At 64.3% G+C, this 24,889-nt stretch carries 22 protein-coding genes; 16 read left to right on the forward strand and 6 right to left on the reverse strand.

Annotated features, from left to right (window positions below; genetic code table 11):
• Positions 1-155: 155 nt before the first annotated feature.
• The 12 genes from cofC to VKS22_08490 all read left to right on the forward strand — a co-directional run bounded on the left by cofC (position 156) and on the right by VKS22_08490 (position 12,739).
• Positions 156-800, forward strand: a complete 645-nt coding sequence (cofC, locus tag VKS22_08435; GenBank protein ID HLW70637.1) for a 2-phospho-L-lactate guanylyltransferase — start codon at positions 156-158, stop codon at positions 798-800.
• A 25-nt stretch (positions 801-825) separates the two neighbouring features.
• Positions 826-1,596 carry an MlaE family lipid ABC transporter permease subunit gene (locus tag VKS22_08440; protein HLW70638.1) on the forward strand — a complete coding sequence of 257 codons (771 nt, stop codon included), beginning with the start codon at positions 826-828 and terminating at the stop codon, positions 1,594-1,596.
• 32 nt (positions 1,597-1,628) lie between these two features.
• The gene (locus VKS22_08445) at positions 1,629-2,429 is read left to right on the forward strand and encodes an ATP-binding cassette domain-containing protein (GenBank protein ID HLW70639.1); all 801 of its coding nucleotides are present in this window, start codon (positions 1,629-1,631) and stop codon (positions 2,427-2,429) included.
• A 5-nt stretch (positions 2,430-2,434) separates the two neighbouring features.
• Positions 2,435-2,998, forward strand: coding sequence for an outer membrane lipid asymmetry maintenance protein MlaD (gene mlaD, locus VKS22_08450; GenBank protein ID HLW70640.1), 564 nt, complete (start codon positions 2,435-2,437; stop codon positions 2,996-2,998).
• A 6-nt stretch (positions 2,999-3,004) separates the two neighbouring features.
• Entirely contained in the window at positions 3,005-3,646 is a 642-nt protein-coding gene (locus tag VKS22_08455) for an ABC transporter substrate-binding protein (GenBank protein HLW70641.1), read from the forward strand.
• A gap of 99 nt (positions 3,647-3,745) precedes the next feature.
• Positions 3,746-4,480 carry a VacJ family lipoprotein gene (locus tag VKS22_08460; protein HLW70642.1) on the forward strand — a complete coding sequence of 245 codons (735 nt, stop codon included), beginning with the start codon at positions 3,746-3,748 and terminating at the stop codon, positions 4,478-4,480.
• A 260-nt stretch (positions 4,481-4,740) separates the two neighbouring features.
• Entirely contained in the window at positions 4,741-5,208 is a 468-nt protein-coding gene (locus VKS22_08465; protein ID HLW70643.1) for a MaoC family dehydratase, read from the forward strand.
• A 96-nt stretch (positions 5,209-5,304) separates the two neighbouring features.
• Positions 5,305-6,060 carry a response regulator transcription factor gene (locus tag VKS22_08470; protein ID HLW70644.1) on the forward strand — a complete coding sequence of 252 codons (756 nt, stop codon included), beginning with the start codon at positions 5,305-5,307 and terminating at the stop codon, positions 6,058-6,060.
• Positions 6,057-7,412 (forward strand): ATP-binding protein, encoded by a 1,356-nt coding sequence (locus tag VKS22_08475; protein ID HLW70645.1) that lies wholly within the window; start codon positions 6,057-6,059, stop codon positions 7,410-7,412. The genes VKS22_08470 and VKS22_08475 overlap by 4 nt, the downstream gene beginning before the upstream one ends.
• A gap of 46 nt (positions 7,413-7,458) precedes the next feature.
• A complete protein-coding gene (locus tag VKS22_08480; protein HLW70646.1) occupies positions 7,459-8,721 on the forward strand; it encodes a TolC family protein in 1,263 nt (420 codons plus the stop codon).
• Positions 8,718-9,722, forward strand: a complete 1,005-nt coding sequence (locus VKS22_08485; protein HLW70647.1) for an efflux RND transporter periplasmic adaptor subunit — start codon at positions 8,718-8,720, stop codon at positions 9,720-9,722. The genes VKS22_08480 and VKS22_08485 overlap by 4 nt, the downstream gene beginning before the upstream one ends.
• Entirely contained in the window at positions 9,719-12,739 is a 3,021-nt protein-coding gene (locus VKS22_08490) for an efflux RND transporter permease subunit (protein HLW70648.1), read from the forward strand. Before VKS22_08485 ends, VKS22_08490 begins: the two co-directional genes overlap by 4 nt.
• Here the strand turns inward: VKS22_08490 and VKS22_08495 are convergent.
• From VKS22_08495 to VKS22_08510, 4 genes are read right to left on the reverse strand one after another with little or no spacing between them, the layout of a single operon-like run.
• Positions 12,736-13,974: a vWA domain-containing protein gene (locus tag VKS22_08495; GenBank protein HLW70649.1), complete on the reverse strand. Its 1,239-nt coding sequence runs from the start codon at positions 13,972-13,974 to the stop codon at positions 12,736-12,738. The genes VKS22_08490 and VKS22_08495 overlap by 4 nt on opposite strands.
• The gene (locus VKS22_08500; protein ID HLW70650.1) at positions 13,974-14,495 is read right to left on the reverse strand and encodes a biopolymer transporter ExbD; all 522 of its coding nucleotides are present in this window, start codon (positions 14,493-14,495) and stop codon (positions 13,974-13,976) included. Before VKS22_08500 ends, VKS22_08495 begins: the two co-directional genes overlap by 1 nt.
• Positions 14,496-14,543: 48 nt before the next feature.
• Positions 14,544-14,969, reverse strand: a complete 426-nt coding sequence (locus VKS22_08505; GenBank protein HLW70651.1) for a biopolymer transporter ExbD — start codon at positions 14,967-14,969, stop codon at positions 14,544-14,546.
• Positions 14,959-15,600, reverse strand: coding sequence for a MotA/TolQ/ExbB proton channel family protein (locus tag VKS22_08510; GenBank protein ID HLW70652.1), 642 nt, complete (start codon positions 15,598-15,600; stop codon positions 14,959-14,961). Before VKS22_08510 ends, VKS22_08505 begins: the two co-directional genes overlap by 11 nt.
• A 332-nt stretch (positions 15,601-15,932) precedes the next feature.
• On the opposite strand from VKS22_08510, the gene VKS22_08515 reads away from it, so the two are divergent.
• The 3 genes from VKS22_08515 (at position 15,933) to VKS22_08525 (ending at position 20,747) form a co-directional block, all read left to right on the forward strand.
• Entirely contained in the window at positions 15,933-16,985 is a 1,053-nt protein-coding gene (locus tag VKS22_08515) for an NHL repeat-containing protein (protein HLW70653.1), read from the forward strand.
• 30 nt (positions 16,986-17,015) lie between these two features.
• Positions 17,016-19,442 (forward strand): CoA transferase, encoded by a 2,427-nt coding sequence (locus VKS22_08520; protein ID HLW70654.1) that lies wholly within the window; start codon positions 17,016-17,018, stop codon positions 19,440-19,442.
• A gap of 207 nt (positions 19,443-19,649) precedes the next feature.
• Positions 19,650-20,747 (forward strand): lytic transglycosylase domain-containing protein, encoded by a 1,098-nt coding sequence (locus tag VKS22_08525; GenBank protein ID HLW70655.1) that lies wholly within the window; start codon positions 19,650-19,652, stop codon positions 20,745-20,747.
• Positions 20,748-20,812: 65 nt separating this feature from the next.
• On the opposite strand, the gene VKS22_08530 is transcribed toward VKS22_08525, so the two are convergent.
• Together VKS22_08530 and VKS22_08535 are read right to left on the reverse strand one after the other, a co-directional pair.
• Positions 20,813-21,145 carry a hypothetical protein gene (locus tag VKS22_08530; protein HLW70656.1) on the reverse strand — a complete coding sequence of 111 codons (333 nt, stop codon included), beginning with the start codon at positions 21,143-21,145 and terminating at the stop codon, positions 20,813-20,815.
• Positions 21,146-21,197: 52 nt separating this feature from the next.
• A complete protein-coding gene (locus tag VKS22_08535) occupies positions 21,198-21,878 on the reverse strand; it encodes a glutathione S-transferase family protein (GenBank protein ID HLW70657.1) in 681 nt (226 codons plus the stop codon).
• A 76-nt stretch (positions 21,879-21,954) separates the two neighbouring features.
• Here VKS22_08535 and glnE point away from each other — a divergent pair, with 76 nt between their 5' ends.
• Positions 21,955-24,885 carry a bifunctional [glutamate--ammonia ligase]-adenylyl-L-tyrosine phosphorylase/[glutamate--ammonia-ligase] adenylyltransferase gene (glnE, locus tag VKS22_08540; protein HLW70658.1) on the forward strand — a complete coding sequence of 977 codons (2,931 nt, stop codon included), beginning with the start codon at positions 21,955-21,957 and terminating at the stop codon, positions 24,883-24,885.
• The last annotated feature ends 4 nt before the right edge of the window (positions 24,886-24,889 follow it).

Below are 24,889 nucleotides of genomic sequence, written 5' to 3' on the forward strand. Positions count from 1 at the left end.
AGTGGCTCCGATTATCCCGACGGTGCTCGAGCCCCGCCTTCCAGTTTGCGCGGCGAGCGCTCGCACTCATATCGTGCCATGAACATCACGAGTGTCAAAGAAACGCCGCGCGTTTACGGTTGGCGCGACCGGCACGGTGCGTTATAAGAGGCAGCGTGCGGGTTGTTCTTGTCGCAGCCAAACAACTGGCGCTCGCGAAATCGCGGCTGGCGCCGGCCTTACCCTCGAACCTCGAGCGGGCGACGCTCGCCGAGGCGATGTTCCGCGACGTTCTCGCCGCGGCGCTGAGCGCGCGGCTGGCTGACCGTGTCGCGGTTGTGACCTCGGATATCCGCTTGATTGGTTATGCGCGAGCGGCCGGAACGCTCGTGGTCGACGAGGAATTCCCGCGCGGACTCAACGTCGCGGTGCGGATAGCGACGACGGCATTGAGGGACGCCGGCGCAACCACGATCTGCACCGTCCTATCGGATATTCCATTGACGACCGGCGCCGACATCGATACCGCTCTCACCGTTGATCCCGCTGCACAAGTCGTGCTGATTCCGTCGCGCGACTGCTCGGGCACCAACATGATAGTGCGGACGCCGCCCGACGTCATTGCCACCCAGTTCGGGCGGCTCAGCCTGGTGCGTCATCGCGAGGACTGCCGTGAGCGCGCGATTTCCTGTCAGGTCGTGCGAATCTCCCGTCCGGCGCTTGACCTCGACCTTCCCGCCGACTTAATTGAGTTCGCGCGAACGCCCACCATGACCCATACTTTTCGCAACCTTGACCGCTTGGGCCTGCTCCACGGCTGACCACTCGGCGCGGGCTGCAGACACTATGCTTCAACGAATCCAGCGGCTTGGCGCCGCAATCCTCGACGGGGTCTCGCGCCTGGGACTCTTTGTGCTCTTCCTTGGCGCCGCGCTCGCCCACATAATCGTGCCGCCCTACAAGCCGCGATTGTTGATCCGGCAGATTCGCGCAATCGGCGCGGACTCGTTCTTTCTCGTTGCGCTGATCGGCCTGTTCACCGGCATGGTCTTGGGCCTGCAAGGCTATAACACGCTGCGCCGCTTCGGCTCGGAGGGCGCCCTGGGCACCGTCGTCGCGCTGGTGCTGGTCCGCGAACTCGGACCAGTGCTGGCCGCCTTGATGATCGCGGCGCGCGCCGGCTCCGCGATGGCGGCCGAAATCGGCGCGATGCAAGCGACTGAGCAGATCGATGCGCTGACTGTCATGGCGATCAATCCGATCCAATATCTGGTCTCGCCGCGGGTACTCGCGGGGGTGCTTAGCTTTCCCTTGCTTACGGTGATCTTCGATGTGATTGGTATCTGGGGCGGATGGCTGGTCGGGGTCATTTTCCTGGGCGCCCCGAGCGGCCCGTTCTTCAACGGCATCGCCCACAATTTGGGCTGGCACGACATCCTGACCGGCCTCGTCAAAGCCTTGGTCTTCGGCCTCGTCGTGATGTGGGTCTGCTGCTACAAGGGCTATTTCGCCGCCCGCATGGCGACCGGCGTCAGCCGCGCCACCACGGAGGCGGTCGTCCTGTCAAGCGTACTGGTCCTCGCCTGGGACTATTTTTTGACCGCGATAATGCTGTAAACAGTTGAACCGACCTGAATAGATCAGCCTGAATGGATCACAATGGTAACACAGCGGCGATCGTCGTCCGCAACCTGCGCCGCCGCTTCGGCGCTCAGCAGGTGCTCGATGGCGTCAATCTCGACTGCCCCAGCGGCCAGATTACGACGATCGTGGGGCCCAGCGGCTGCGGTAAGACTGTCCTGCTGAAGCATCTTAATCTCCTGTTGCGGCCCGACTCGGGCAGCATCACGATCGATAACACCGACGTGACGCGCGCCGGCACGCGAGTTGCCGACGCGGTGCGCGAGAAATTCGGCATGCTGTTTCAGGCTGGCGCGCTGTTCGATTCGATGAGCGTCTTCGATAACGTGGCCTTTCCGCTCGTCGAGAAAACGCATCTGAGCCGCGACGAGATCGCGGCGCGCGTCCATGAGATTATCGCCCAGGTCGGACTCGAAGGGATGGAGCATAAGTTTCCTTCCGAGATGAGCGGCGGGATGCAGAAGCGAGCGGCGCTGGCGCGCGCGCTGGTTCATCGGCCGCGAATTCTGATGCTCGACGAACCGACCACCGGCCTCGACCCGACCCGCACCTACTCGATTCATGAACTGGTGCGCGAAACCCAGCGCAAATTCAAACTCACCGCGGTGATGGTGAGCCACGATGTACCGCAGGTGTTTGAGATTTCCGATCGCGTGGCTTATATGCACGCGGGCCGCATCGCGCTCAACGGTCCGGCTGCCGAGATCACCGTATCAAAGGATGAAAACTTCCAGAAGTTCCTGGCCGGCAAGGCCTCGGGCGAGGAGGAACGACCCCTGTCGCAGGTAATTGCGACGCCGGGCCGCTAACCGGTATGTACGCCAGCCGCACCACTCAGTTGATCGTTGGCATCTTTGCCCTCGTCGGCATTGCCGCCCTCGCCATCCTCTCGATGAGCCTCGGACGGATCGAACTGTTCGCCGGCCCGACCTACACGCTCTTCGCGAACTTCGACAATATTTCGGGCCTCAAGGCCGGTGACCAGGTGCAACTCGCGGGCGTCGACATCGGCAAGGTTACGGCGATCGGACTTCATGACAACCGCGCCCATGTTGCGATGCGGATCAAGCAGGGTATCGCGATCGATGACGATGCGATTGCCTCGATAAAGACCAGCGGAATTATCGGCGACAAATATATCGCAATTGCGCTCGGCCCAAGTGATCAAACCATGGCTAATGGCGAAACAATCCGCCATACTCAGTCAGCATTTGTCCTGGAAGATGCGATCGGCCAGTTGATTAACGGTACAGGCTCGGGTTCGTCGCCGGCTGGTAACAATACTAAAACTGCGGCAGGTAGCGGGTCGGGTGTGTCTATTGACCCGACCGCAAATGCCGCGAACTGCGATTGCAGTCAGCAGAAGGGTAGTAAATAGATTGTGATGAAGTTTGGTGTTTCAGACAAAAGCCGCATAGTCTTTGCGTCCCTCTTCGTTGGCGTACTGACCATGATCAGTGCGCCTGGCGCGGTTGCGCGCGCCGACGACAGCGCCATGAGCGCCGTGCAATCGATGGTCAACCAGGCGGTCAAGATTTTGGCCGACCAAGCGACCCCTCAGGCCACGCGCGCCAGTCAACTGCGCGACCTGATCGCACCTTCGTTCGACTTCGCCGCGATGTCGCGCTCGGCGCTCGGCTATCACTGGAAGTCGCTGAATCCTGCCCAGCGCGCCGACTTCACGCAAACTTTCACCGGTTTTATTGAAGCCGCCTACGGGAGCAAAATCGGCGACTACCACGGTCAGCAGGTCAATTTTATCAAACAGACCTCGCTCGGTAACGGCTATTTTCAGGTTTTCTCCCAGATCGTCCAGCCGGGGGGTAAGGCTCCCGTGCCGGTAAATTATCTGGTCGAACAAAAAGACGGACAATGGAAAGTCTACGATGTCACCGTCGATGACATCAGCATCATCGCCAACTATCGGACGCAGTTTAATCGCGTGATCAACGAAAATGGCTTCGATAAGCTGCTCGCCGATCTGAAGGCCAAGCAGCAGCAACTCAATCAGACGAAGAGCGGGTAATCCGGGCGCACGGCCGTCGCACGTTTTTTCGATGACACTCAAGTTTTGCGCGCTATGATTGCGCCTGGCTTAGCGCGGAGGTTAGGGGAAAGAGTGGAAGTGAAGCGAAGTTTTGCGGCGATGGCCGCGCTGGCGATGGTTCTCGGTTTCGCTCGGCAGTCCGCGCTCGCGGAGGATCAGGAACCGCCGCATCCGCCCGGCGAGAGCACCCAGGTTTACAGCGACCCATGGGCGCCGTTTAACGAGAAAATGTTCTCGTTCAACCTCAAGCTGGATCACTACGTCCTCCATCCGGTGGCCAAGGGTTATGCCGCGGTGGCCCCGGTGATCGTGCGCGAAAGCGTGGGTCGTTTCTTCAACAACGTCAATTTCATTCCGCGCGTCGCCAATAACCTCTTCCAGCTCCGCTTTCCTCAGGCCGGCGACGAGCTCCTGCGCTTTGGCATTAACACCACTCTGGGCATCGCCGGAGTATTTGACCCGGCCGACCGCTGGTTTGGCATCAAACCTAACCCGAACGATCTGGGCCTGACCTTCGGTCATTACGGGATCAGCCCCGGGCCATACCTGGTATTACCCTTCCTCGGACCCTTCACGGTTCGCGATGCGATCGGCTCCGCTGGCGATCAGGCGATGTGGCCCTTGCCCTATTTCGTGCCTTGGTACGTCTCGATCCCAACCGATGCGGGCAAGGGTGTCATCGAGGCGGTCAATTATCGCTCGCTGCACCTCGATCTCTTCGAGGACGTTGACCGCTATGCGGTCGACTTGTACGGCGCGGTCGAGGACGGCTATATGCAGAAGCGCGCCGCCGAGTTGAAGGCGCTGGATTAGCCGCGCCGCCATCAGCCTCTTAGACCTCGCCGCGAGTGCGTAACGCTAGCGGAGCACTACCGCGCGGAGCGAGCACCGGGGCCAGCGGAGTCTGCGCGCGCTGCGTCAGGATTCTTAAATTCGCGGCTAGGTTTTTTCTTCGGCATCGTCCGAGGGCTTTTGTAATTTCCGCGCGCGCTCAGAAGACGCGCCCCTTCTTTACCGCCGGCCACGCGCCATGTTGAAATTACCCAATCACTACAGCCCGCCAGGAGGTTCGGATGGAAACGATTCGCTTCGATGACGTCGAGCAGTTGCGCAAGAAAATCAGCACGGAATTCGGTCCGTGGAGCGCACCGATCGCCGTCCCGCAGGAGAAAATCAATCAGTTCGCCGACGTCACCGGCGACCATCAGTGGATTCACATCGATCTCGAGCGCGCCAAACGCGAGAGTCCGTTCGGCGGCCCGGTCGCGCACGGCTTCCTGACCCTGAGCATGTTGCCGGCCTTTGAGATAGACAATGGCTGGAAGGTCGCGGGCTACCGCAACGTCGTCAACTACGGCGCCAACAAGCTGCGCTTCATCTCGCCGGTCCCGGCCGGCGCCAGCGTCCACGCCCGCCAGCGGATCCTCGGCGTCGAGGCCAAGCCGCAAGGCACGCAGCTCACGGTCGAAAGTCAGGTCCAGGTGGTCGGCGGCGACAAGCCGGCGCTGATTTACGAGGGCATCTTCCTGTACGTGCGCTAGCCAGACGCTAGCGGAACGAAGTGGAGCGAGCAGGCGAGTCTGCGAGCTGCGTCAAGATTCCCCGTTGAAAACCTTCTTTCAAAAGCGTACCCGCGGATGAACGAGGCCCATCTGCTCGTCATCGAAGACGAGGTCCGGCTGCTCAATCATCTGTGCCGCGGGCTCGGCGAAGCGGGTTTCACTGTGATGAGCGCCGGCAGTGCGGAAGCGGCTGAACGCGCGGTCGCGACCGGCGAGTTCTCGGCGATCGTTCTCGATCTGCGGCTGCCCGGCAAGGACGGCTTGGAATTTTTGCGCGGTCTGCGCGCGGCCGGCAATGCCATTCCCGTGCTAATCTTGACGGCGCGCAGCAGCCTTGAGGAGCGCGTCAGCGGCTTGGACGCGGGCGCGGACGACTACCTGGCCAAGCCCTTCGCCTTTGCCGAGCTGGTGGCGCGGATTCGCGCGCTGATCCGGCGTCAAACCGCGGCGCCGCAGCCGCGGCTGCGCTTCGCCGATCTCGAATTCGATCCGGTCAAGCGTCGCGCCCGACGCGGAACGCGCGAACTCAACCTCTCGCCCAAAGAGACCATCCTGCTGGAACTTCTGATGCGCAATGCGGGCCAGGCCGTCACCCGCGCCATGATTGCCGAGGTCGTCTGGGGCCCCGGCTACAACGATTTCACCAATCTGATCGAGGTCTTCGTCAATCGCCTGCGGAGTAAAATCGGCATCGACGGCGATGAGCCGCTGATCGCTACGATCCGCGGCGTCGGCTATTCGATGCGGCCGCCGCCGGGGGGCGGCGAAGTCTCCGGCGCGCGGCCAAAGTCGGGGGGCGGCGTAGTTTCTGACGCGCGGCCAAAGTCATGACGATCCGGCTGCGCCTGACGCTCTACTGGGCCGCCGTGCTGGCTGTCATTCTGATTCTGTCCGGCGCCGCCGTGCTGCTCCTGTTTGCGCGTGAACAGTGGGGACAGCTCGACAGCGCGCTGCTCGAAGAGGCCGACACCGCGAGCGCAACGATCCAGCAAAACGACGGCGCTACCGCGGCGACGATCGTGCGCGCGCTCAGCGCCGAGCGCGATCTCGGCCCGGCGCGCCGCGTCCGGCTGACATGCGGAACCCAGGTGCTCGCTGATTCTGGCGACGCACGCGCGGATCTGCCGGCGGCGCCTAGCCCGGCGCGGCGCCAGATCGTCAACGGGCGCCACCGTGTCTACCGCTTCGCCGCGATGCCGTTGCGGCTCGCCGGGCGGCCCGCCCTTCTGCTCGACGGCGTCGATGCGCGTCCGATCCGCGCCTCGATCGCGCGGCTGCGGCGCAATCTGCTCGTAGCGCTGCCGCTGATCCTCGCGCTTAGCGTCGCCGGCGGTAGTTGGCTGGCGCGCCGCGCGCTCGAACCGATCAACGCGCTCGCCGCCGGTCTCGGACGGATCGAGCCGCGCGATCTGCAGAGCCGCCTGGCGCGCGCCGCCGTCGAGGACGAGGTCGCGCGCCTGACCGACGCGATCAATTCCCTGCTCGCCCGCGTCGCGCGCGCCACCGAGGCCGAACGCCGCTTCGCTGCCGACGCCGCCCACGAGCTGCGCACGCCCTTGGCCGTGCTGCGCGCCGGACTCGAAGTCGCGCTTGCGCATCCGCGCCCCGCTGCTGAGTACGCCGACGCGCTGGCCGCCTCGCTGCGCGAAACCGTGGCCTTGTGCCGGATGGCCGACGAGCTGCTCACGTTGGCGCGGCTCGATCATGACGGCGCACTGGCGCGCAGTCCGTTGAATCTCTGCACGCTGCTGCAGGAAGTGATCGACGCGGTCGAGCCCCTGCTTGAAGCCAAACAACTCGAATTGCGCAGCGCGCTGGGCACCGCCTTGATCGTCAACGGCAATGCGGATTACTTGCGCCGCTTGATCGTCAACCTGCTCGACAATGCGCTCAAGTTCGCCCCGCCAGGCGGCTGGGTCGCCATAGCCCTGACGAGCCATGACGGCGTGGCGACGCTGCGGTTTGCCGATAGCGGCCCCGGTATTGCCGCGGCAGACCTGCCGCGCATTTTCGATCGCTTCTTTCGCGGAACCTCGACAACTCAGCCCGGCAACGGCCTTGGCCTCAGCCTCTGCCGCGAGATCGCGCGGCTTCACGCCGGTGAGATTCGCGTGGCAAACCTCGCGGGCGGGGGCGCCGAGTTCGTCGTCACGCTCCCGCTCGCCGCGGCAATGCGAGCTTAACGTTTATTAATTAGCGAGCCGCTCTGCCGGTCGTTAGGATCGGCGGATGATGCGAACCTCAGCCGTCGTCTTCGGCGCCGCGATCGTGGCGGCGCTCAGCTCTGTATGCATCAGCGCGCGTGCGTCGGAACCTCTGACGCTAAAGGAAGCGATTGGCCGCGCGCTCGCCTATGCACCCGCCGCCGCGATCGCCGGCGCGCAGGCGGAGTTCAGCGACGCCAGAGCCGACGAGGCGCGTGCGCCGCTATTTCCATCGGTCTTTGCGAATGGCGAGTACAATCAAGCGCCCGGCTACGATAAGACCATCAGCAACGGCGGGCTGACCCTCGCCCAACTCGCGCTCGATTACACGGTGTTCGATGGCGGCCGGCGCGCGGATTTGTTGAAGGCCGCGCGTTACGCCGCGCAAGCAACCAGGCTCGGCGTAAATACTGCGCGCGCACAAATTATCTACGCAACAACTGTCGCGTACTACGACCTGCTCCGCGCGCGCACGGCCGAAGCCCAGACCGAGGAGAGCCTGCGGCGGCTCGAACAGTATCTCAGCATTGTGGAGAATCTGCGGGAGAGCGGCCGCGCCATTGCCAACGACGTGTTGAAGACGCGCACCGCGCGCAACACGACTGAACTTGCGCTGGCCGCCGCGCACCAGTCCGCCGCACAAGCCGCGATCGTGCTCGGCGCGTTGATTGGTGCGCCGGACCCGGCGACCATCCAGGTAGCTGCGGTCGCGGATCTGCCGTCGCCCCCGGCCGGCGATGTGGCCCGCAGCCCGACCTTCCAGGCCGCGGAGCGCCAGCTCGAATCGACGAAACTAGCTGTCGCTGCCGCTGAGGCCGAGCGCGCGCCCGTGGCAAAACTCGCGCTCACGTCAGGCTGGGAAGGTATTAATCCGCCGAAAACTTTCGGCCATCATCTCGGCGCCTCTTACGATGGCGCGATCAGCGTGCCGATCTTTCAGGGCGGCCTGGTGCGGGCCCATATTGACGAGGCCGTGGCCGCGCAGCGCGTCGCGCTGGCGCAGGTGCGCCAGATCGAGCTCGATCTCACGCGCGATTTCGCTGATGCGCTCGCGCGGTACCAGGGCGCGCGCGCGCAGCTTCGACTGCTGGCGCTGGCGCAAACCACCGTCGACGACTCCTTCGCGCTCGACTGGACCCGCTTTCTGGGCGGCGGCGCCGTCACTCTTTTCGAAGTGCTCGACGCTTATCAGCAGGCGCAAACGCTGCGACTGACGCGAATCGACGATGAGTTCACCGTGCGGCAAACGGCCGCGCAAGCGGCGCTGATCCTGGGTGATGCGCGATGACCGCGCGCGGCGCGTCACCGCGCATCGTGGAATTGGTGCTGGCGCTAGGCCTGCTGCTCGCTGCGGGATGCAACGGCGCGAAGCCGCGCGGCGATGATACGGGCGATGCGGCGCCCAACGTCGTGCTGGCGGTGAGCGGCGCGCGGGTTGTACACATGCCGCTCACTGCCGGCTTGCACCTGCTCGGCACGACCGCTGCGCAGCGCCATCTGACGGTCCGCGCACCGACGGCCGGCCGGATCATCGATTTCGCGCTGAAAAGCGGCGATGCCGTGCACCGCGGCCAGGTCGTTGCCCGCGTGATAAATCGCGAGGTCGAGGCCGCGCAAAATGGCCTGGCCGTGGCCCGTACCCTCGATCCGAGCGAAGCGCCCGCCTTCGCGGCGGCGCTGAAACGCAATCGGGCGCCCGCCGCAATCGCCGTGACGGCGCCCACGGACGCCGTGGTCTTCCAGCCGCTGGTCAGTGATGGCCAGATGGTTGCCGAGTTGGATCCGCTCGCCGACCTGATCGATCCGCGTAGCGTCTATGTCGAGGCGGCGGCGCCGCTGGACGAGCTCGGCAAGCTACGGCCGGGCATGGCCGCGCGAGTCACCTCGCCGCTGGCGGCCGGAGTGCAATATCCCGCCCGCGTCGCCGCCTTTTCGCCGAGTTTCGCCGCGGCCGGCGCCACGGCGCCCGTCAGAATCGAATTCAGCAGCGCTGCGCGAATTACGCTGGCCGGCGCGCCGGTCGAGGTCGCGGTGACGACGGCCTCCGTCGCGGCTGCGATCGTCGTTCCGGTCGCCGCGCTGTTCGACGACGCCACGAGCCACACCAGCTATGTCTTCATCGCGGGCGCCGACGGCATCGCTCATCGCACGACGGTGACGACCGGGATTCGTGTGCCGGGCGAGGTCCAAATCCTCGGCGGCTTGACGCCCGGCGAGGTGGTGATCACCTCGGGCGGCTTTGCATTGTCGGACGGCTTGCATGTGAAGGTCGCGCTCCCTCAGTCATGAGCCGCAGCAACCCCGCCTTGGTCTTATTTCTGGTGCTCGTCGCCTCAGTGATCGGCGGGCTGGCCGCACGCACGATTCCCAGCGCGGTCTTTCCCGAGATTCAGTTCAATCGTGCGATCATCCTGGCCGACGCCGGCGATCTGCCCGCCACGCAGATGTTGGTGACGGTTACGCAGCCGCTCGAGCAAGCCGCCTATGGTGTCATCGGGGTGAGCCTGGTGCGCTCGACGACGACGCGCGGCAGCAGCGAAATCGACGTGACCTTTCTCGAGGGGAGCGACGCGGTGGCGACGTTTCAATTGCTGAGCGGGGCGGTCGCCCAGATCCGCGCAACTCTGCCGGCGAACGCGCACCTTGATACCCGGCTGCTGACCACCGGCACCTTCCCAATCATCGACGTCAGTTTGAGTTCTCCCATTCGCGGTCTCGCCGAGCTGACCGATATCGCCCAGTACGAACTCGCGCCGAGCCTCCATCGGATCGCCGGGGTCTATCGCGTCGAACTCGATGGCGCCAAGCAGCGCGAGTTCGTCGTCCGCCTCGATCCGGCGCAGATGCTCCAGCACGGGCTGACCGCGGCCGACGTCGCGGCAGGCCTCGCGCGCGCTAATGTGATCGAGGCCGCGGGCCGTGTCGACGACGCCCATCGTGCCGTCCTGACCGTGGTGCGCGGCGACTTGCACGATCGCGAGCAGCTCGCCGCGCTGTCGGTCGCGACGGTTAACCATCAACCGGTTTTTCTGCGCGATGTCGCTCAAGTCGAACTCGGGATTGTCGAGGACTATATTCGTACGGCCGACGAAAAGGGTCCCGCGGTGCTGGTGGGAGTCTCGCGGCAGCCCGCAGGCAATACGGTAGAGATTTCCGCGCAGGCGCACGCAATTATTGACGAATTCCGCGCCCGCTATCCTGACGTTCAGTTCTCCTTCTCCTACGATCAGGCCGGTCTGGTGACCGAATCCTTCAACAGTGTCCGCGACGCCATTGTGCTGGGGCTCGCGCTGGCGGTGGTGATCGTTTTCCTGTTCACCTGGAGCTTTCTGAACGCGCTGGTCGCGGCGGTCGTGGTGCCGGGCACGATCGCGATCACCTTCGCGGTGATGAAACTGACCGGCATGACCTTCAACCTGATGACGCTGGGCGGCCTCGCCGCCGGTATCGGGCTGTTTATCGACGACGCGATCGTGATGATCGAATCGATCCATCGTGCGCATAGCGGCGGCGACCGCGGCGCCGCGAGCCTCGCCGACGCACTGCGCGAACTGACGCGGCCGCTGATCGCCTCGACCGCCACGGTGATCGTGGTCTTTGCGCCGCTGGTCTTTGTCTCGGGCGTGACCGGCGTGTTTTTTCGCGCGCTGGCGCTGACCTTGGGCAGCGGGCTTTTCATCTCCCTGCTGCTCGCGCTTTTTTTCACACCCGCGTTCGAACTGCTGATCGAACGCTGGCGGCGTCCCGCGCGTCCGGGCGGCCGCACCGCGGAACTGATTACCAAACTCTATCTATTGAGCGTGCGCCCCTTTTTGCGCGCACCGATCCTCGCGCCGATCCTCGCCGCGCTCGCGCTTGCCGCGACTTTCCTGCTTTACCGGACGATCGGCACCGATTATCTGCCGGCGCTAGATGAAGGCGCCTTCATCCTCGATTACATGACGCCGGCGCAGAGCACGCTCGCGGATACGCAACATTTGCTTGAGCAAATCGAGTCTGTGCTGAAAACTACTCCCGAGGTCGCGGCGTTCGCGCGCCGCACCGGCACACAGCTTGGCTTTTTCCTGACCGAGTCGAACCGCGGCGATATCTCCGTGCGGCTCAAGACGGCTCGCACTCGCGATATCTACGCTGTGATCGACGCGGTCCGCGGGCGGATCTCGAGGACGCTGCCCAACGTCACGATTGAGTTTTCGCAGGTCCTGCAGGACTTGATCGGCGATCTTTCCGGCACACCCGAACCGGTCGCGATCAAAGTCTTCGGCTCCGATCAGGCTACGATCGAAACTACCGCCGGCACGATCGCGGCGCGTCTGCGCGGCATCCCCGGGCTGGTGGACGTCAAGAGCGGGCTCGTCCTGAGCAATCCCGAGGCGGACGTCGTAGTTGATCAGACCGCGCTCGCGCGCTATGGACTCAACGCTGCAGACGTCGTCGCGACGCTCAAGACCGCGATCGAAGGTAACGTCGCCACCGAGATCACGATGGGCGACCGTCTCTATGGCGTGCGCGTACGCTACCCCGCGGATTTCCGTCAGAACCTCACCCTGCTTCCCGAGGTGCTGATGCGGACGCCTGACGGCGGGCTGGTGCCGCTCTCCAGCCTGATGACGCTGGTCTGGAAGGGAGAACGCACGGAGCTGGATCGCGAACGGCTGCGCGCGGTGGTAGACGTCACCGCGCGGGTCGATCAGACCGACCTCGGCACCGCGATCGCGCGCATCAAGGCGAATCTGGCCGGGTTCGCACTTTCGCCCGGTGTGACCCTCGAGTACGGCGGCCTTTACGCCGAGCAACAGAAAGCGTTTCACCAGCTGACACTGGTGCTCCTCGCCGCCATCGTCGCGATGTTTCTGGTGCTGTTATGGGAATTCGGGCGGCTGACACCGGCCGTCGCGATTATGCTCAGCGCGCTGGCCTCGCTGGCCGGCAGCTTCGCCGCTCTGACGCTCACGGGCCTCACGCTCAACATCTCGTCCTTCATGGGGATCATCATGGTGGCGGGTATCACCGCGAAGAACGGCATCCTGCTGCTCGACCATGCCGAGCGTTCTACGGCCCCGGATGGACGAACCGCGCTGATCGAAGCGGCGCAGATTCGCTTCCGTCCGATTCTGATGACCACGCTGGCGACCGCGGCCGGCCTGCTGCCGCTCGCTTTAGGACTGGGCGCGGGCGCGAAGGTGCAGCAGCCGCTGGCCGTCGCGGTAATCGGCGGGTTGGTCTTCGCGCTGCTGCTCTCGACCTCGCTGGCCGGCGGCATCTACTTGATGGGCGGCGCACCGCGCGGCGATAAGGAAAACTAAGGGTCGGCGCGCGAGGACGTGAGATTGCGGCCGAAGGCGGAGACCTCCGTCTGCCACTGTTCGCCAAAGGCCAGGATTAGCACCTGCTGATTGATGTGCTCGTCCTTGGTCAGGCTTTTCCAGACCCCGCCGCCCGCCGCCGCCATCGCCTGATACGCGGCCTGTGTCTGGGCGTAGAAACTTGGCATATTCTCGATCGCGCCCGGCGGGGGTTTGATCCCTTGCGCCGCGTACCACTCGATGATGAAACGCTCGTGCTCCTCGCGCGTCACATCCACCGTGTTGAAGGCGCCGTTCTCGGCGCGAAACCGGCGAATCTCCTCGAGCACCGGCTCGTAGTCCTCATTGAACGGCGGCGTGTCGCCGACCAGCACGATCACCTTGCGGGTGCCCGGCTTCCAGCCCATCCGATCAATCGAAGTGCGCACCGCGCCGAGCAGGTCCTCCTGCCATTCGCCGCCGTTATGCGCCTTGATGCTCTCAAGAAACCCGATCAGCTTGTCGGGCGAAACCGTCAGTGGCTGGACCTCGATCGGCTCGCCGCGGCCGCCGTACACAACTATCCCGATGCGCGCAGCCGGCACGAGCCGATGGATCGAGAGCACCAACTGGCGCATCTTGTCCTTGGCGTCCGCCATCACCCGCAACATCGAGCCGGTGCCGTCGATCACCAGCGTCACTTCGAACCCGGACTTGCGCAATCCCGCGATAAACCCGCCGAAGCCGGCGCCGACGCCACGCCCATAGCCGGCGCCGATACCGCCTCCGCGACCGGCGCCGATCCCCCCGCCGGCGACGCTGCGCACATAATGGCTCGCGCTCGTGATCGTCGCCGAGCTTTGCGAAGCGACTACCGGCCGCTCGATCGGGATCGGCATTCGCATCTGCGGCATCGGCATCTCCGGCATGTCCAACTGCTTGAGCTCCTGCGTGCCGCCGCCCCCGCCGGCTTGCAGTTTGACCATGATGAGATTGCGCCCGGCCTGCAGATGCACGCCCCACAGCAGCGCCAGAATGATCGCGACATGCAACGCAATCGAAATCTCGAAGGGTCCCTCGATGAAGCGAAAGACATTCCAGACCGATCGCCGCTGGCCGCCGAGCAGTGGGTCTTCGTCATTGTCGGCAGGCTGATCTTTAGTTCGCGCCCACGCCCGCCGATAGATAAGAAGCGCGGCCACCACGACGACGGCAAGCGCGATCGCCGCGGCGGCCACTATGATCGTCAACGACATCAGGGTTCGCCCGCAGGCGCAACCGGCTCGGGCGCGGGACCAGCCCCGGGGGTGATCGACTCGGGCGCCGGCGCATTTACCGCCGGCGCGCCCAGGTCTGCGGCTGGCGGACCGTTGACGCCCGAAACCGCCAGTGCGATCTGATCCGCGCCGGCCCGCTTGGCAATATCGACGATGCGCACCGCGTCACCGAGGATAACTTTGGGATCGCCGTCGAAGACCACGACCTTCTTCGTGGTTTGCGCCAACGCAGCGCTGACCGCCGCGCCCAAAGCGTTTTCCGTGACGGACTTCTGATTGACGAAAATCTGATGGTCGGCGGTGTACGTTACCGTGACCCCGCGCGCCTCCGGAGGCTGATTGGGCGCGTCGAGCCGCGGCAGATCGACATGCGCGGCGGACTCGATCGTGAGCGCGGTCGCAACCATAAAGATGATCAGCAGGACCAGGAAGATGTCGGTCAACGGCGTGATGTTGATCGATGCGAAGATTCCGCCTTCGTCGCCGCTCGGAATCGCCATACTTTGATCCTGGATCCTGATCTTGGACGAGGGCCAGCTAAACCGGCTTCATCCGGCGCTCGAGTCGGTAGCCGAACGTTTGGCCGCGATCGCGATTTGATCTGCGCCGGCGGCTTTAGCGATGTCGAGGATGCGCACCATGTCGCCGAGCAGCACCGTGCGATCGCCCTGAAAAATCACAATTTTCGCGTCGACTCGTCCGAGCGCCTCGTGGAGCGCTGCTTCGAATTCCCGCTCGGGCACGTCCTTGGAGTTGACGAAAAGCTCGTGGTTCGCGGTGTAGGTGACGATCACACCCTTGTTCTCGGGCGTGGTCTCCTCGGCCGAGGGCAGGTCTACATGGGTCGCTGATTCCACCGCCACCGAGGCGGTCACCATAAAGATGATCAAGAGGACGAGGAAAATATCCGTCAGCGGCGTGATGTTGATCTCCCAGAACATCCCGCCCTGGCGACCCGGCGTACTAATTGCCAACGGCGGCTCTCCCGGCGATAGCGGCGTCGATCAGCCGGGCCGCACAAATATGGATGGTCGCGTTAATCCGCTCGATCTTCTGCGAAAAATAATTGTAGAAAATGACCGCGATGATCGCGACCACCAGCCCCAGCGCGGTCGAGATCAGCGCCTCCGAGATGCCTGCGGCGACCACCGAAAAACCGCCGGTTCCCATCACCGCCATCGATTGGAAGGCGACCAGAATTCCGACCACCGTGCCGAACAGGCCGATGAACGGCGCCGACGCCCCCGAAGTCGCGAGCACCCAGATCATGCCGCGCAGTTGCTGGAGTTCGGCGAAGCGCCGTTCCTCGTCAATTTCTTCAAGGCGCGGGCGGTCGGCGGATTGCGCCTCCGTCACCAGTTCGTGGAAAATGCGCTCGCCCGCGCTGCGACGGCCTTTCAGATGATCGAGCGCGGCGCCGAATTTACCTTGCTTGAGCGGTCCAATCATCTGCTCGGCGCTGCGTCGCGCCCGCGTCATCACGCCCGCCAGCGCCCACACTCGTTCCAAAATTATGGTTACGCAAACGACCGAGATGATCAGCAGAGGATAGGTCGCGTACCACCCCTGCTGAATCATCGCGAAGATATTGAACTGATTCTGCATCGCTAATCCGCCCTGAAAGTTGCGCCTGAAGTTATGCCTGAACCATATCGCCCGAGCCGTTATGCATGATCGTTGCCACGGAACCGGCACTGAACAGGTATTCAGAGTAAGCTCTAGTGCCAAGAAACCGCGCCTCATGTCAAGAATATCCTTCGTTGCATTTTCTCGGCAACGATCGATTTGCGCCGAATATGACGTGGTTTCGCCGCTTTTGGTCGGGCACCGGACGCGACCTGATCGGGTTTAGCAACCACGGCCGTAGCTGCTACGGAAGCACCACACTGGAGTGAAGGCGGACACTGGCTGGACGCCGATTGGCGCTTTGAGGCACGATGAGCCAGCCGATCGCAGCGGACGCGGCGCTCCAGCGTGCGATGAAAGCGACGCCGCAAGCCGCGGAGCGTCAATTACGGCGGCTGGATGGTGGGGCCTTGATGCTGGTGGCGTACATGCGATGCTCTCTCTCGACCATGCTGTTGCTGATGTTTGCCGTCAGCGCCGGCGGATGTTCCCGCGGCGGCGATAACGGTGGCGCGGCGGATCAACGGCTGTTCGTGACAGCGCCGGCGGACCATACGATCGCGGTTTACGCTAACGGCGCGAGTGGTTCAGCGGCGCCGCTCCAGCTAATCAAAGAAGCTGCGACCGATCGCCCAGTCGCGGCGGCGGTCGATTTGGTGGGTGGTCTGTTTGTCGCCAACGCCAATGGCAATGTGCGGGTTTTTATGCCCAAACCCACCGGCGAATACGATTTCCTCAAAAGCTTCGAGGGACCCAACACCCGCATCGCGCATCCGGTGGCGATCGCGGTGAGTCCGGCGGGCAGCTTTTACGTCGCGGACGCGGGCGACGGCCATGGGCGGGTCGAATGGTTCTCGGGCGGTGCGAGCGGTGATATTTACGTGGATCGGGTGATTGAGGGGCCACGCAGCGGGATCACCACGCCGAGCGGTCTGGCGGTCGACGGTTCACAGCGAGCCTTCGTGGCCGATCGGTCGTCGCACCGGGTGCTCGTCTTCGCGGCTGACGCCAATGGAGACGCCGCGCCGGTTGGGGTGATCGATGGGTTGCAAGCGCCAAGCCAGGTTGCCGTGGACGATGCGCTGAACGTTTATGTCGCCGACGACGCGGATAGCTCCGTCGTGGTATTTAGCAACAACGGGCCCGCAAGCTGGTCGCGCACTGCAACGATCACCAGCGATGCGCTGAAGCGGCCGGCCGGCGTGGCCGTCGATCAGGATGGCCGGATCGCGGTGGCCGCCGCCGATGGGATTCTATTCTTCCCGGGTAACGCGAACGGCAGGGTCGCTCCCGCATTAAGCCTGGCGGCTCCGGCGCCAACGCAGCCCGCGGGAATCTGTTTTTCATCGACGGCGAACCCATAGCCGTTAAGCTCACACAGGGAGGTCATGCCGATGGCGGGACCACTGACGCAAGCAACCCGCGTACTAGACTTGTCGGAGCGCTCGCCGGCCGCCGCGATCGCCGCGATGGTGCTTGCCGATCTCGGCGCGGAGGTGATTCGGGTCGAACCGCCCGGAGGAGATCCGCTCCGCGCACTATCCGGTGCGCGCGTCTGGTTGCGCGGACAGCGGAGTGTCGTTGTAGGCGATGCCGAGATGCGCAGCGGCGCATGGTTGGCGCTGCGCGATTCGGCCGACGTGATTATCGACACCGCGCATCCCTGGATCGACAAGCCGACAGGATTGCTTGACGGCGCCACGCCGGGGCCCCGGCAAATTCTCGCCGTTCTTAGCGCCTATCCGCGGACGATCGCAGAGCTCGCGCACGCGGGCAGCGGGCTTAATCCTCCAGTGTGCGGCGAGCTGATTGAGGCGCAATACGGGATGCAAAATTTCCAGCAGGGAGTGCGGCCAGAGGGACCGCATTTTCTCGGCTGGCCGCACGCGATATACGGCGCAGCGTGGATGCTCCAGATCGGCATCCTGGGCGCGCTCTACCATCGTGCTCGCAGCGGCGAGGGCCAGACCGTAACGACCTCGCTGCTCGACGGCGCGGCTATCCTCAGCAACGCGCGCTGGCTCGGCGGCAAAAACTTAGGCCCGATGCTACTGACCGGCAGCCGAATCACCACCCGCCCGAGCAATCTGCGCCTGATTGTCGGGCTCTTCCAGTGTTCGGACGGCTACTGGATTCAGGTTCACACCGGGCCGCGCGGCGCTTTCGACCGCATGCTCAAGGTGGTCGGACGCGAGGATCTGATTGTCGAAAATGCGGGCGTCCATATTCTCGCGACGCCGCTCGCGCCCGCCGTCGTCGCCGATTTGTGGGGCTATCTTGACGACTTCTTTAAGACCAAACCGTCCAGCCATTGGTGCGAGGCGCTCGCACAGGCCGATGTCTGTTGCATGCCCGCGCTCAAACCCGGCGAGGCGCTCTGGCTGGAGCAGATGGAGGCGAACGGTCTGGTCGATATTGCTGCCGACGGCGCGCGGATGCTCGGCCGGCTCGCGAAGTATAGCCGCAGCACGATCGAGCTCCGGCGCGAAGCGCCGTCGTGCGGGCAGGACAACGCGACGCTGCTAACTGATCGGGGCGCGGCTGCCAATGGCGCGAAACCTGCCATCGTCTCAAGCGTTGCGCGCAAGATCGCGACAGCCGATAGTCCGGCGATCGGGCCGCTCGATGGAATCCTGGTTCTCGACTTTGGCGCCTATATGGCCGGACCTTTCGCCAATCGGCTCTTCGCCGATCTCGGAGCGCGCGTGATCAAGGTTGAGGAGTACGGCGGCGATCCGATGCGCGGTCCGCAACTGGGTTCGTTCCTCGGGGTGCAGCGCGGCAAGGAGAGTATCGCGGTGGATCTGAAATCCAGCGAAGGGCGGCGCATCGCCCACGATCTCGCCCGCCGCGCCGACGTGGTCCATCACAATCTCCGCGCGGGCGCGATGGAGCGTCTCGGCGTCGGCTGGGAGGATCTGCGCACGCTCAATCCCCGTCTGATCTATTGTCATTCTTCCGGCTACGGAAATGCGGGCCCGTGGGCCAAGTTGCCGACCTTCGAGCCCCTGCACTCGGCGCTGACCGGGATGCTGGTGCGCACCGGCGGCGACGGCAATCCGCCCGACCACTATCTGACGCACATGGACTATGGCTGCGGGCTGACCTCCTGCGCGATGGTGCTGGCGGCGCTGGTCGAGCGCGAGCAGAGCGGTGTCGGCCAGTACCTGGAAGTTCCGCAAACCGGCGCCGGCCTGTTCGCGATGTCGGACGTGCACGGTTCCGCTCAACGCAAGGTCGAAACCTTTCCGCTCGATCGCGAGCAGCGTGGGCACTCGCCGGCCAATGCGCTTTATCGCACCGCCGACGGCTGGGTCGTGATCGCTTGCTATAGCGAACGTGAGTGGCTCGGCGTGTGCCGTGCGCTTGGGCTCGACCTCGCCCGCTGGCCGAGTTACGTAGAGACGCGCCAACAGCGCCTTGAGGCAAGTCCGTCGGCGACGCTCATCGAGTCGGCGATGTCGACGCTCAGCACGGCGTCGGCTCTACGCCGCCTGCGCGCCGAGCAGGTTCCAGCGGCGTCGCCTGCGCCGTTCACTCCCGCCGAGATAAACAGCGAGCCAACGCTGACCTCGCGTGGCGTGATCGTGACCGAGGAGCACTTCGACGCGGGCGAAGTTACCGAGGTCGGGCATACGGTGCGTTTCAGTAATGCGAATCGTTGGAATCTCCGTGCCGCGCCGGTTACCGGTCAACATAGCGTCGCGATTCTGCGCGAGCTCGGCCGCGGCGAGGCCGAAATCGCCCACTTGGTCGAGCGCAAAATCGTCAATGCGGGGCGGGTTGCCCAGGCAAGTCCGGAACTGACCAAGCCGGCCTAGAGCTTCGCTTCTTATGCCGGGCCGCGACTGTGCCAATTTGGGACTCTCGCACGCGGCGGAGTAAGCGATGAAGGTTAACGAAAAAATGTTGACTATGCATACCGACTGGGTATTGCATAATGGGATGGCTTATCCTCAGCCGAGGGCATCATCGATACTGGGGAAGGCAGCGTCACGTCTGGCGAGTTGAACGAGGGGATGGGGATTATGTGGGGGAAATTAGCGCGGGTCGCCGCCGCGGCGCTGCTGCTGCTTGTCTGTGTCTATGGGCGCAGTTTTGCCGGGGCCGAGCTCTCCTTTCCGCGCCCAGTTGCCATCGAGCCGAACGTCAAGTTCTGGGTCGACGTTTTCAGCAGTTATGGCGAACGCGATTTTGTCATTCACGATCGCGACAACCTTTGGCGCGTCTACCAGGTGATGCATATCCCCGGCGACGGGACACCGCCGCGTGACGAAACCGAGGCGATCGGCGATTATCTCAAGGTCAAGTACGCCAACATTCTTAATCATCTGGCGACGGGTCAGGCGCCGGCGAGTCCCGAGGAGCGGCGCGTAGCGGCTTTGTTTCAAGGGGAACCGCTTGCGGCCTACGCCCTCGCCGCGCAAAACCTGCGGGTCCAGCAAGGCCTGCGCGAGCGCTTTCAGGAGGGCTTGCTGCGCAGTCGCTATTATCGCCCGACGATGGAGCGGATCTTCCGCGCAGCCGGTTTGCCGCCGGAACTCGTGACGCTGGCGGAGGTCGAGTCGGGCTTCTATAGCCGCGCCAAATCGGGCGCCGGCGCCGTCGGGATCTGGCAGTTCACGCGCAGCACCGGGCGTGAGTACATGCGGATTACCCGCTACCACGATGATCGGCTGAATCCGACGACCGAGACCGCGGCGGCCGCGAAACTTCTGCGCTCGAACTACGAGGAACTCGGCAATTGGCCACTCGCAATCACCGCCTACAACTATGGCACCGGCGGGATGGCGGAAGCGTCGAGCGAGTTTCACGGCGACTATGCGCAGATCCAACGCAACTATGCGGGCACGCACTTTGGTTTCGCTTCAAAGAACTACTACCCCGAGTTTCTCGCCGCCCTCCAAGTCCATCGTTACGAGGATCAGTATTTTCCCGGACTGAAATATGCCAACGCGCCGGCGCCGCCTCCGGTAAAAACCGATTTCGCGCCGCGGCGACTCGCCAGACGCAGTCATGGCGTCCATCACACTGCGGCCCATTATGCCCGCAACTCGCAAACGCACCGGGTTTCAGTCCGTCATCCGCATCGGGGCCGCCGGAGCGGCGTCCGTACGGTGGCGTGAGTGACGCTCGTGCCGCGCGCAACAATTGCGCGGAGCAAGCACGCCTGCGATCGGTTCAGAGATTTTTAATCGCCCAAATCAGCCTGCCGAAAGAAAGATACAAGTATTGCCACATCAGGATCGCCCTGGACGCTGTGAACAACATGCGCCTCAACCGGCACGAGGACACCTGGAAGCAGCACGTGCTCCTCACCCGCCAGGCGAAGGAGTCCCTTCCCTAGCAGTCCTTGAATCGTGATCGGCACCCGCGCCGAATGATCTGCCAGCAGCCCGCCTCGCCGCAAACGGATAATTACGAGCTTCCGCCATCGGTCGGCAAGTAGGGTCTGGACCTCGCGATCCTTTCCGATGCCGATTTCGTTAGGTAGAACAAGCTCAATCGTATTAATACGTCCCACCTTCCGTTCTCCGTCAGCGCATCGAGACGCCTGCGGCGCTCGGGCGGTGTGCTTAAGCCAAACCGCTCAACGAACTCGCCTCTGCGACCTTGGTGGTCGTACTGATCGCGCGGTAACTCGGCCGCGTACGCAAGCGCTCGAGATACTGCGCGACGCGCGGGAACGCGGTCAACGGCATCTGATCGAACGCCAGCACCATCGCAAGCACCATCATGGGAATATCGGCCATCGAGAATTCGCCGCAGATGAAAGCGTCGCCGGCGCCGAGCAGATTCTCGAGATAGGGCAGGTCGCGGGTGCGCAGTCCCTCGCGCCCCTGCTCCATCCGCGCCTTGTCACGCTTTTCGGGATCGCTCCAGTAAGGCATCCAGATCGGCGGCAGATTGCCGACGAGCAGCGCTTCGTCGGCGAACTGCTCGACCATCCGGATGCGCGCGCGGGCGAGCGCGTCGCCGCGCGGAATCAGTTGCGGCCACGAATAGCGGTCTTCGAGATATTCACCAATCACCGTCGAATCATAGATCGTGACGCCGCCATCCTCGATATAAGGGACTTTGCCGAGCGGATGACGCGCGGTCATCTCGGGCGGCTTTTTCCAGAGATCGCCCGGGCGCAGATTCTCGATCCGGTAGGGAATTCTTTTTTCTTCGAGCACGACCTTGGTCTTGCAGCCGTGGGTCGAGCGCAGCGTGCCCCACGGATAGTCGCGTTCGGTGGTGTAGAGCACGATCATGGAAGCGGCCTCCCGATGCCGGTTTTCAGGTTTCCCAATCAGGATGAGCGCGGCGTCTGCTAATGTAAATATCGCCATGGCGGAGCCGATTTTTGGGCCGGCGCTGGAGAGTCTGGCGCTTCAAGTGGCGCGCTTGCTCGACGATCCGGCGTTGGCCGCAGCATCGCTTGGGCGCGTGCGCGAACGGGCCCCCGACGAAGAGCTGGCGCTGGCCTTTATGCTGCGGCTCGGCGAGCTTTCCCCGCCGCTTCTGCGCGAGGCTTTGTGCGACGACGCGCGCGCCGACGATCTGATTTTTTGCCTGGGCGGTTCTGAGTTGATTGCCGGGGGACTCGCGAACAGCGGCGCGAATTGGGTCGCGGTGCTCGATCAGGCGCGCGCCGCGCCGGCCGCGGCCCCGCCGGAAACGGTCGATGACGCGCTCGGGTCGGTGGCCGAACTCGGCGCTTTCAAGCGGCGCGCGCTGCTCCGAATTGCGATCACTGATCTGCTCGGACGCCACGGCGTCGCCGCGACCGTAGCGGCGATGTCGCAGTTGGCCGACGAGTGTGTCCGCGCCGCGCTGGCGCTGGCCGCACGCGAGGTAACGGGCAAAGCGCTTGCCCAGGATTTCTGCGTGCTGGCGATGGGCAAGCTCGGCGCGGGCGAACTCAATCTCAGTTCTGACATCGATTTGATCTATCTGATCGATGGAGCCCACAACCTCGATCGGCACGCGGAGGCGCAACGCCTGGGCGAGAAGCTCAACGAGATTCTTGCGGCCCATTGCTTCAGGATCGATTTGCGCCTGCGTCCCGGCGGCGCCGCCGCTCCGCTCGTCACTTCGATCCCGGGCGCGCTCAATTTTTACCAGACCTACGGCGAGACCTGGGAGCGAGCCGCGCTGCTGCGCGCGCGTCCGGTCGCAGGCGCGGTCGCCGCCGGTCAACGCTTCATCGCGGAGCTGAGCCGCTTCATCTACCGCGTCTATCTGGATTTCGACACGATTCGCCAACTGCGCGCGATGAAAGCGCAGATCGAGGATGAGCTGCGTTCGCCCGAGCTGGTGCGCCGCAATGTCAAGCTCGGCCATGGCGGCATCCGCGAGCTCGAGTTTGTCGTGCAGGCGCTCGCGCTGATCTATGGCGGACGCGATCCGCGCCTGCGCACACCGGGCACTATCGAAGCGCTGACGCGCCTGGAGGCGCGCGGCTATATGCCGGCTTCGCGCGCGCAGGAACTCAGCGCGGCCTATCTGTTCCTGCGCAATGTCGAGCACAAGCTGCAAGTCGCCGCGGGTCTCCAAACCCATACGCTACCGGCGGCGCCGCGTGCGCTCGCGGTCTTGGCGGCGCGGCTCGGTTACGGCAAGGCGCCCAATGCCGCGGACCGCTTCATGCGTGCGCTCGATGTCCGGCGCGCGCTTGTGGCTGACCAGTTCCGTGCGATGTTCCAGCCGGCCGACGGCGAGCACGAGAGCCCGGCGGCGCCGGCGCTGGCCAAGGCCGCGTGGCGCGTCGCGCTGGAGCCGGAGTGGTCGATTCCGGCGCTGGCGGAACTGGGCTTTGCTCATCCGCAGGCGAGTGCGCGGCATCTGGAATTACTGGCGCGTGAGCCCAAGTATCTGCCAGCGAGTGCGACCCGCCGCGGCGCGCTCGAGCGGCTGGGACCGCGGCTGCTAGAGGAGCTGCGCGAATTGCCCGACCCGGATCTGGCGCTGATGAACCTGGCGTCATTCATCGCTGCGGTCGGCGCCCGGACGTCGTTTCTAGCGCTGCTCGAGGAACATACGGCGACCCGCCGGATGCTGTTGCGGCTGTTCGCTTCGAGCGCCTACCTCTCGACGCTCTTCCTGCGCCATCCTGAGATGATCGATACGCTGGTCGGCTCGAGCCTGGCGCGCGGACCGCGCCCGCCCGCCGCCCTGGCCGCAGAGTTGCGCGCGCTGCTCGAGGCTTGCGACTCGCTCGAGAGCCGCCTCGACGCGCTGCGAACTTTTCGCCAGCAGGAGTTTTTACGGATCGCGATCGCCGATCTTGAAGGCGAACTGGCCTTCGCGGAGGTTCAGGCCGGACTCACGCTGCTCGCCGAGACCGTTCTGCGTGAGGCGCTCGAATGCGCCCGCACCGACGTCGCTCAGCGCCGCGCGATTCCGCTTGAGCTGAAGCTTTGCGTGCTGGCGCTGGGGCGCATGGGCGCGGGCGAGATGGCCTATAACTCGGACCTTGATCTGATTTTCGTCTATCACCTCCCGGGTGAGGTCGCCGCCGCCGGTCTTGAGGCCGCGTCACGCGTGGCGCAGCGCCTTATCGCCTTCCTCGAAACCCCGACGCGCGAAGGCTTTGCCTACAAGATCGACGTGCGCTTGCGGCCGTCAGGCAACGCCGGGCCGCTGGTCGCGTCGTTCGCAGGTTTTCATGAGTACCACCGGGAGAGCTCGGCGCTGTGGGAGCGTCAGGCGCTCGTGCGCGGGCGCGTCGTCGCCGGCGATCGCGCACTCGGCGAGCAGGTCGAGACGGCGCGCAAGCAATTCGTTTTCGGCCGCGGATTGGATCGCGCGGCGGTCCGCGAAATCGCCGGTATGCGTGCGCAGATCGAACGCGAACTCGGCATCGAGACCAGCTCCCGGCTCAATCTCAAGCAAGGCCCGGGCGGCCTGGTCGAGGTCGAATTCCTCGCACAGATGATGGCCCTGCGTTATGGCCAGACTCATCCGGCGATCCGTCTGCGCGGAACGATCGAACTCCTGCACGCGCTGGCGCAGAACCAGTTACTGGACGTGACGGACGCGCGCAATCTGATCGACGATTACGACTTTCTCTCGCGGCTCGAGAACCGCCTGCGCATCGAGAGCGACCAGGCGGCGACGGCGCTGCCAACGGCGCCCGAGCGGTTGACCCCAATAGCACGCCGGATGGGCTATGGCGGCGCCGCCGCGGCCGGCGCGCTCCGCCGCGATCTCGGCTGGCGTCGCGCGCGCGTGCGGGCTACGTCCGCAGCGATCTTTTCCCGCGAAATCTCAAAATAAGTTT

The organism is Candidatus Binataceae bacterium (genome assembly GCA_035308025.1).
GTDB lineage: Bacteria > Desulfobacterota > Binatia > Binatales > Binataceae > JAJPHI01.

What these genes read in the sequence shown, in the direction of transcription:
- VKS22_08440 (HLW70638.1), top strand. Translation starts at nt 826, where the DNA reads ATGCTTCAACGAATCCAGCGGCTTGGCGCCGCAATCCTCGACGGGGTC.
- VKS22_08445 (HLW70639.1), top strand. Translation starts at nt 1,629, where the DNA reads ATGGATCACAATGGTAACACAGCGGCGATCGTCGTCCGCAACCTGCGC.
- mlaD (HLW70640.1), top strand. Translation starts at nt 2,435, where the DNA reads ATGTACGCCAGCCGCACCACTCAGTTGATCGTTGGCATCTTTGCCCTC.
- VKS22_08455 (HLW70641.1), top strand. Translation starts at nt 3,005, where the DNA reads ATGAAGTTTGGTGTTTCAGACAAAAGCCGCATAGTCTTTGCGTCCCTC.
- VKS22_08465 (HLW70643.1), top strand. Translation starts at nt 4,741, where the DNA reads ATGGAAACGATTCGCTTCGATGACGTCGAGCAGTTGCGCAAGAAAATC.
- VKS22_08470 (HLW70644.1), top strand. Translation starts at nt 5,305, where the DNA reads ATGAACGAGGCCCATCTGCTCGTCATCGAAGACGAGGTCCGGCTGCTC.
- VKS22_08475 (HLW70645.1), top strand. Translation starts at nt 6,057, where the DNA reads ATGACGATCCGGCTGCGCCTGACGCTCTACTGGGCCGCCGTGCTGGCT.
- VKS22_08480 (HLW70646.1), top strand. Translation starts at nt 7,459, where the DNA reads ATGATGCGAACCTCAGCCGTCGTCTTCGGCGCCGCGATCGTGGCGGCG.
- VKS22_08485 (HLW70647.1), top strand. Translation starts at nt 8,718, where the DNA reads ATGACCGCGCGCGGCGCGTCACCGCGCATCGTGGAATTGGTGCTGGCG.
- VKS22_08490 (HLW70648.1), top strand. Translation starts at nt 9,719, where the DNA reads ATGAGCCGCAGCAACCCCGCCTTGGTCTTATTTCTGGTGCTCGTCGCC.
- VKS22_08495 (HLW70649.1), bottom strand. Translation starts at nt 13,974, where the DNA reads ATGTCGTTGACGATCATAGTGGCCGCCGCGGCGATCGCGCTTGCCGTC.
- VKS22_08500 (HLW70650.1), bottom strand. Translation starts at nt 14,495, where the DNA reads ATGGCGATTCCGAGCGGCGACGAAGGCGGAATCTTCGCATCGATCAAC.
- VKS22_08510 (HLW70652.1), bottom strand. Translation starts at nt 15,600, where the DNA reads ATGCAGAATCAGTTCAATATCTTCGCGATGATTCAGCAGGGGTGGTAC.
- VKS22_08515 (HLW70653.1), top strand. Translation starts at nt 15,933, where the DNA reads ATGAGCCAGCCGATCGCAGCGGACGCGGCGCTCCAGCGTGCGATGAAA.
- VKS22_08520 (HLW70654.1), top strand. Translation starts at nt 17,016, where the DNA reads ATGGCGGGACCACTGACGCAAGCAACCCGCGTACTAGACTTGTCGGAG.
- VKS22_08525 (HLW70655.1), top strand. Translation starts at nt 19,650, where the DNA reads ATGTGGGGGAAATTAGCGCGGGTCGCCGCCGCGGCGCTGCTGCTGCTT.
- VKS22_08535 (HLW70657.1), bottom strand. Translation starts at nt 21,878, where the DNA reads ATGATCGTGCTCTACACCACCGAACGCGACTATCCGTGGGGCACGCTG.
- glnE (HLW70658.1), top strand. Translation starts at nt 21,955, where the DNA reads ATGGCGGAGCCGATTTTTGGGCCGGCGCTGGAGAGTCTGGCGCTTCAA.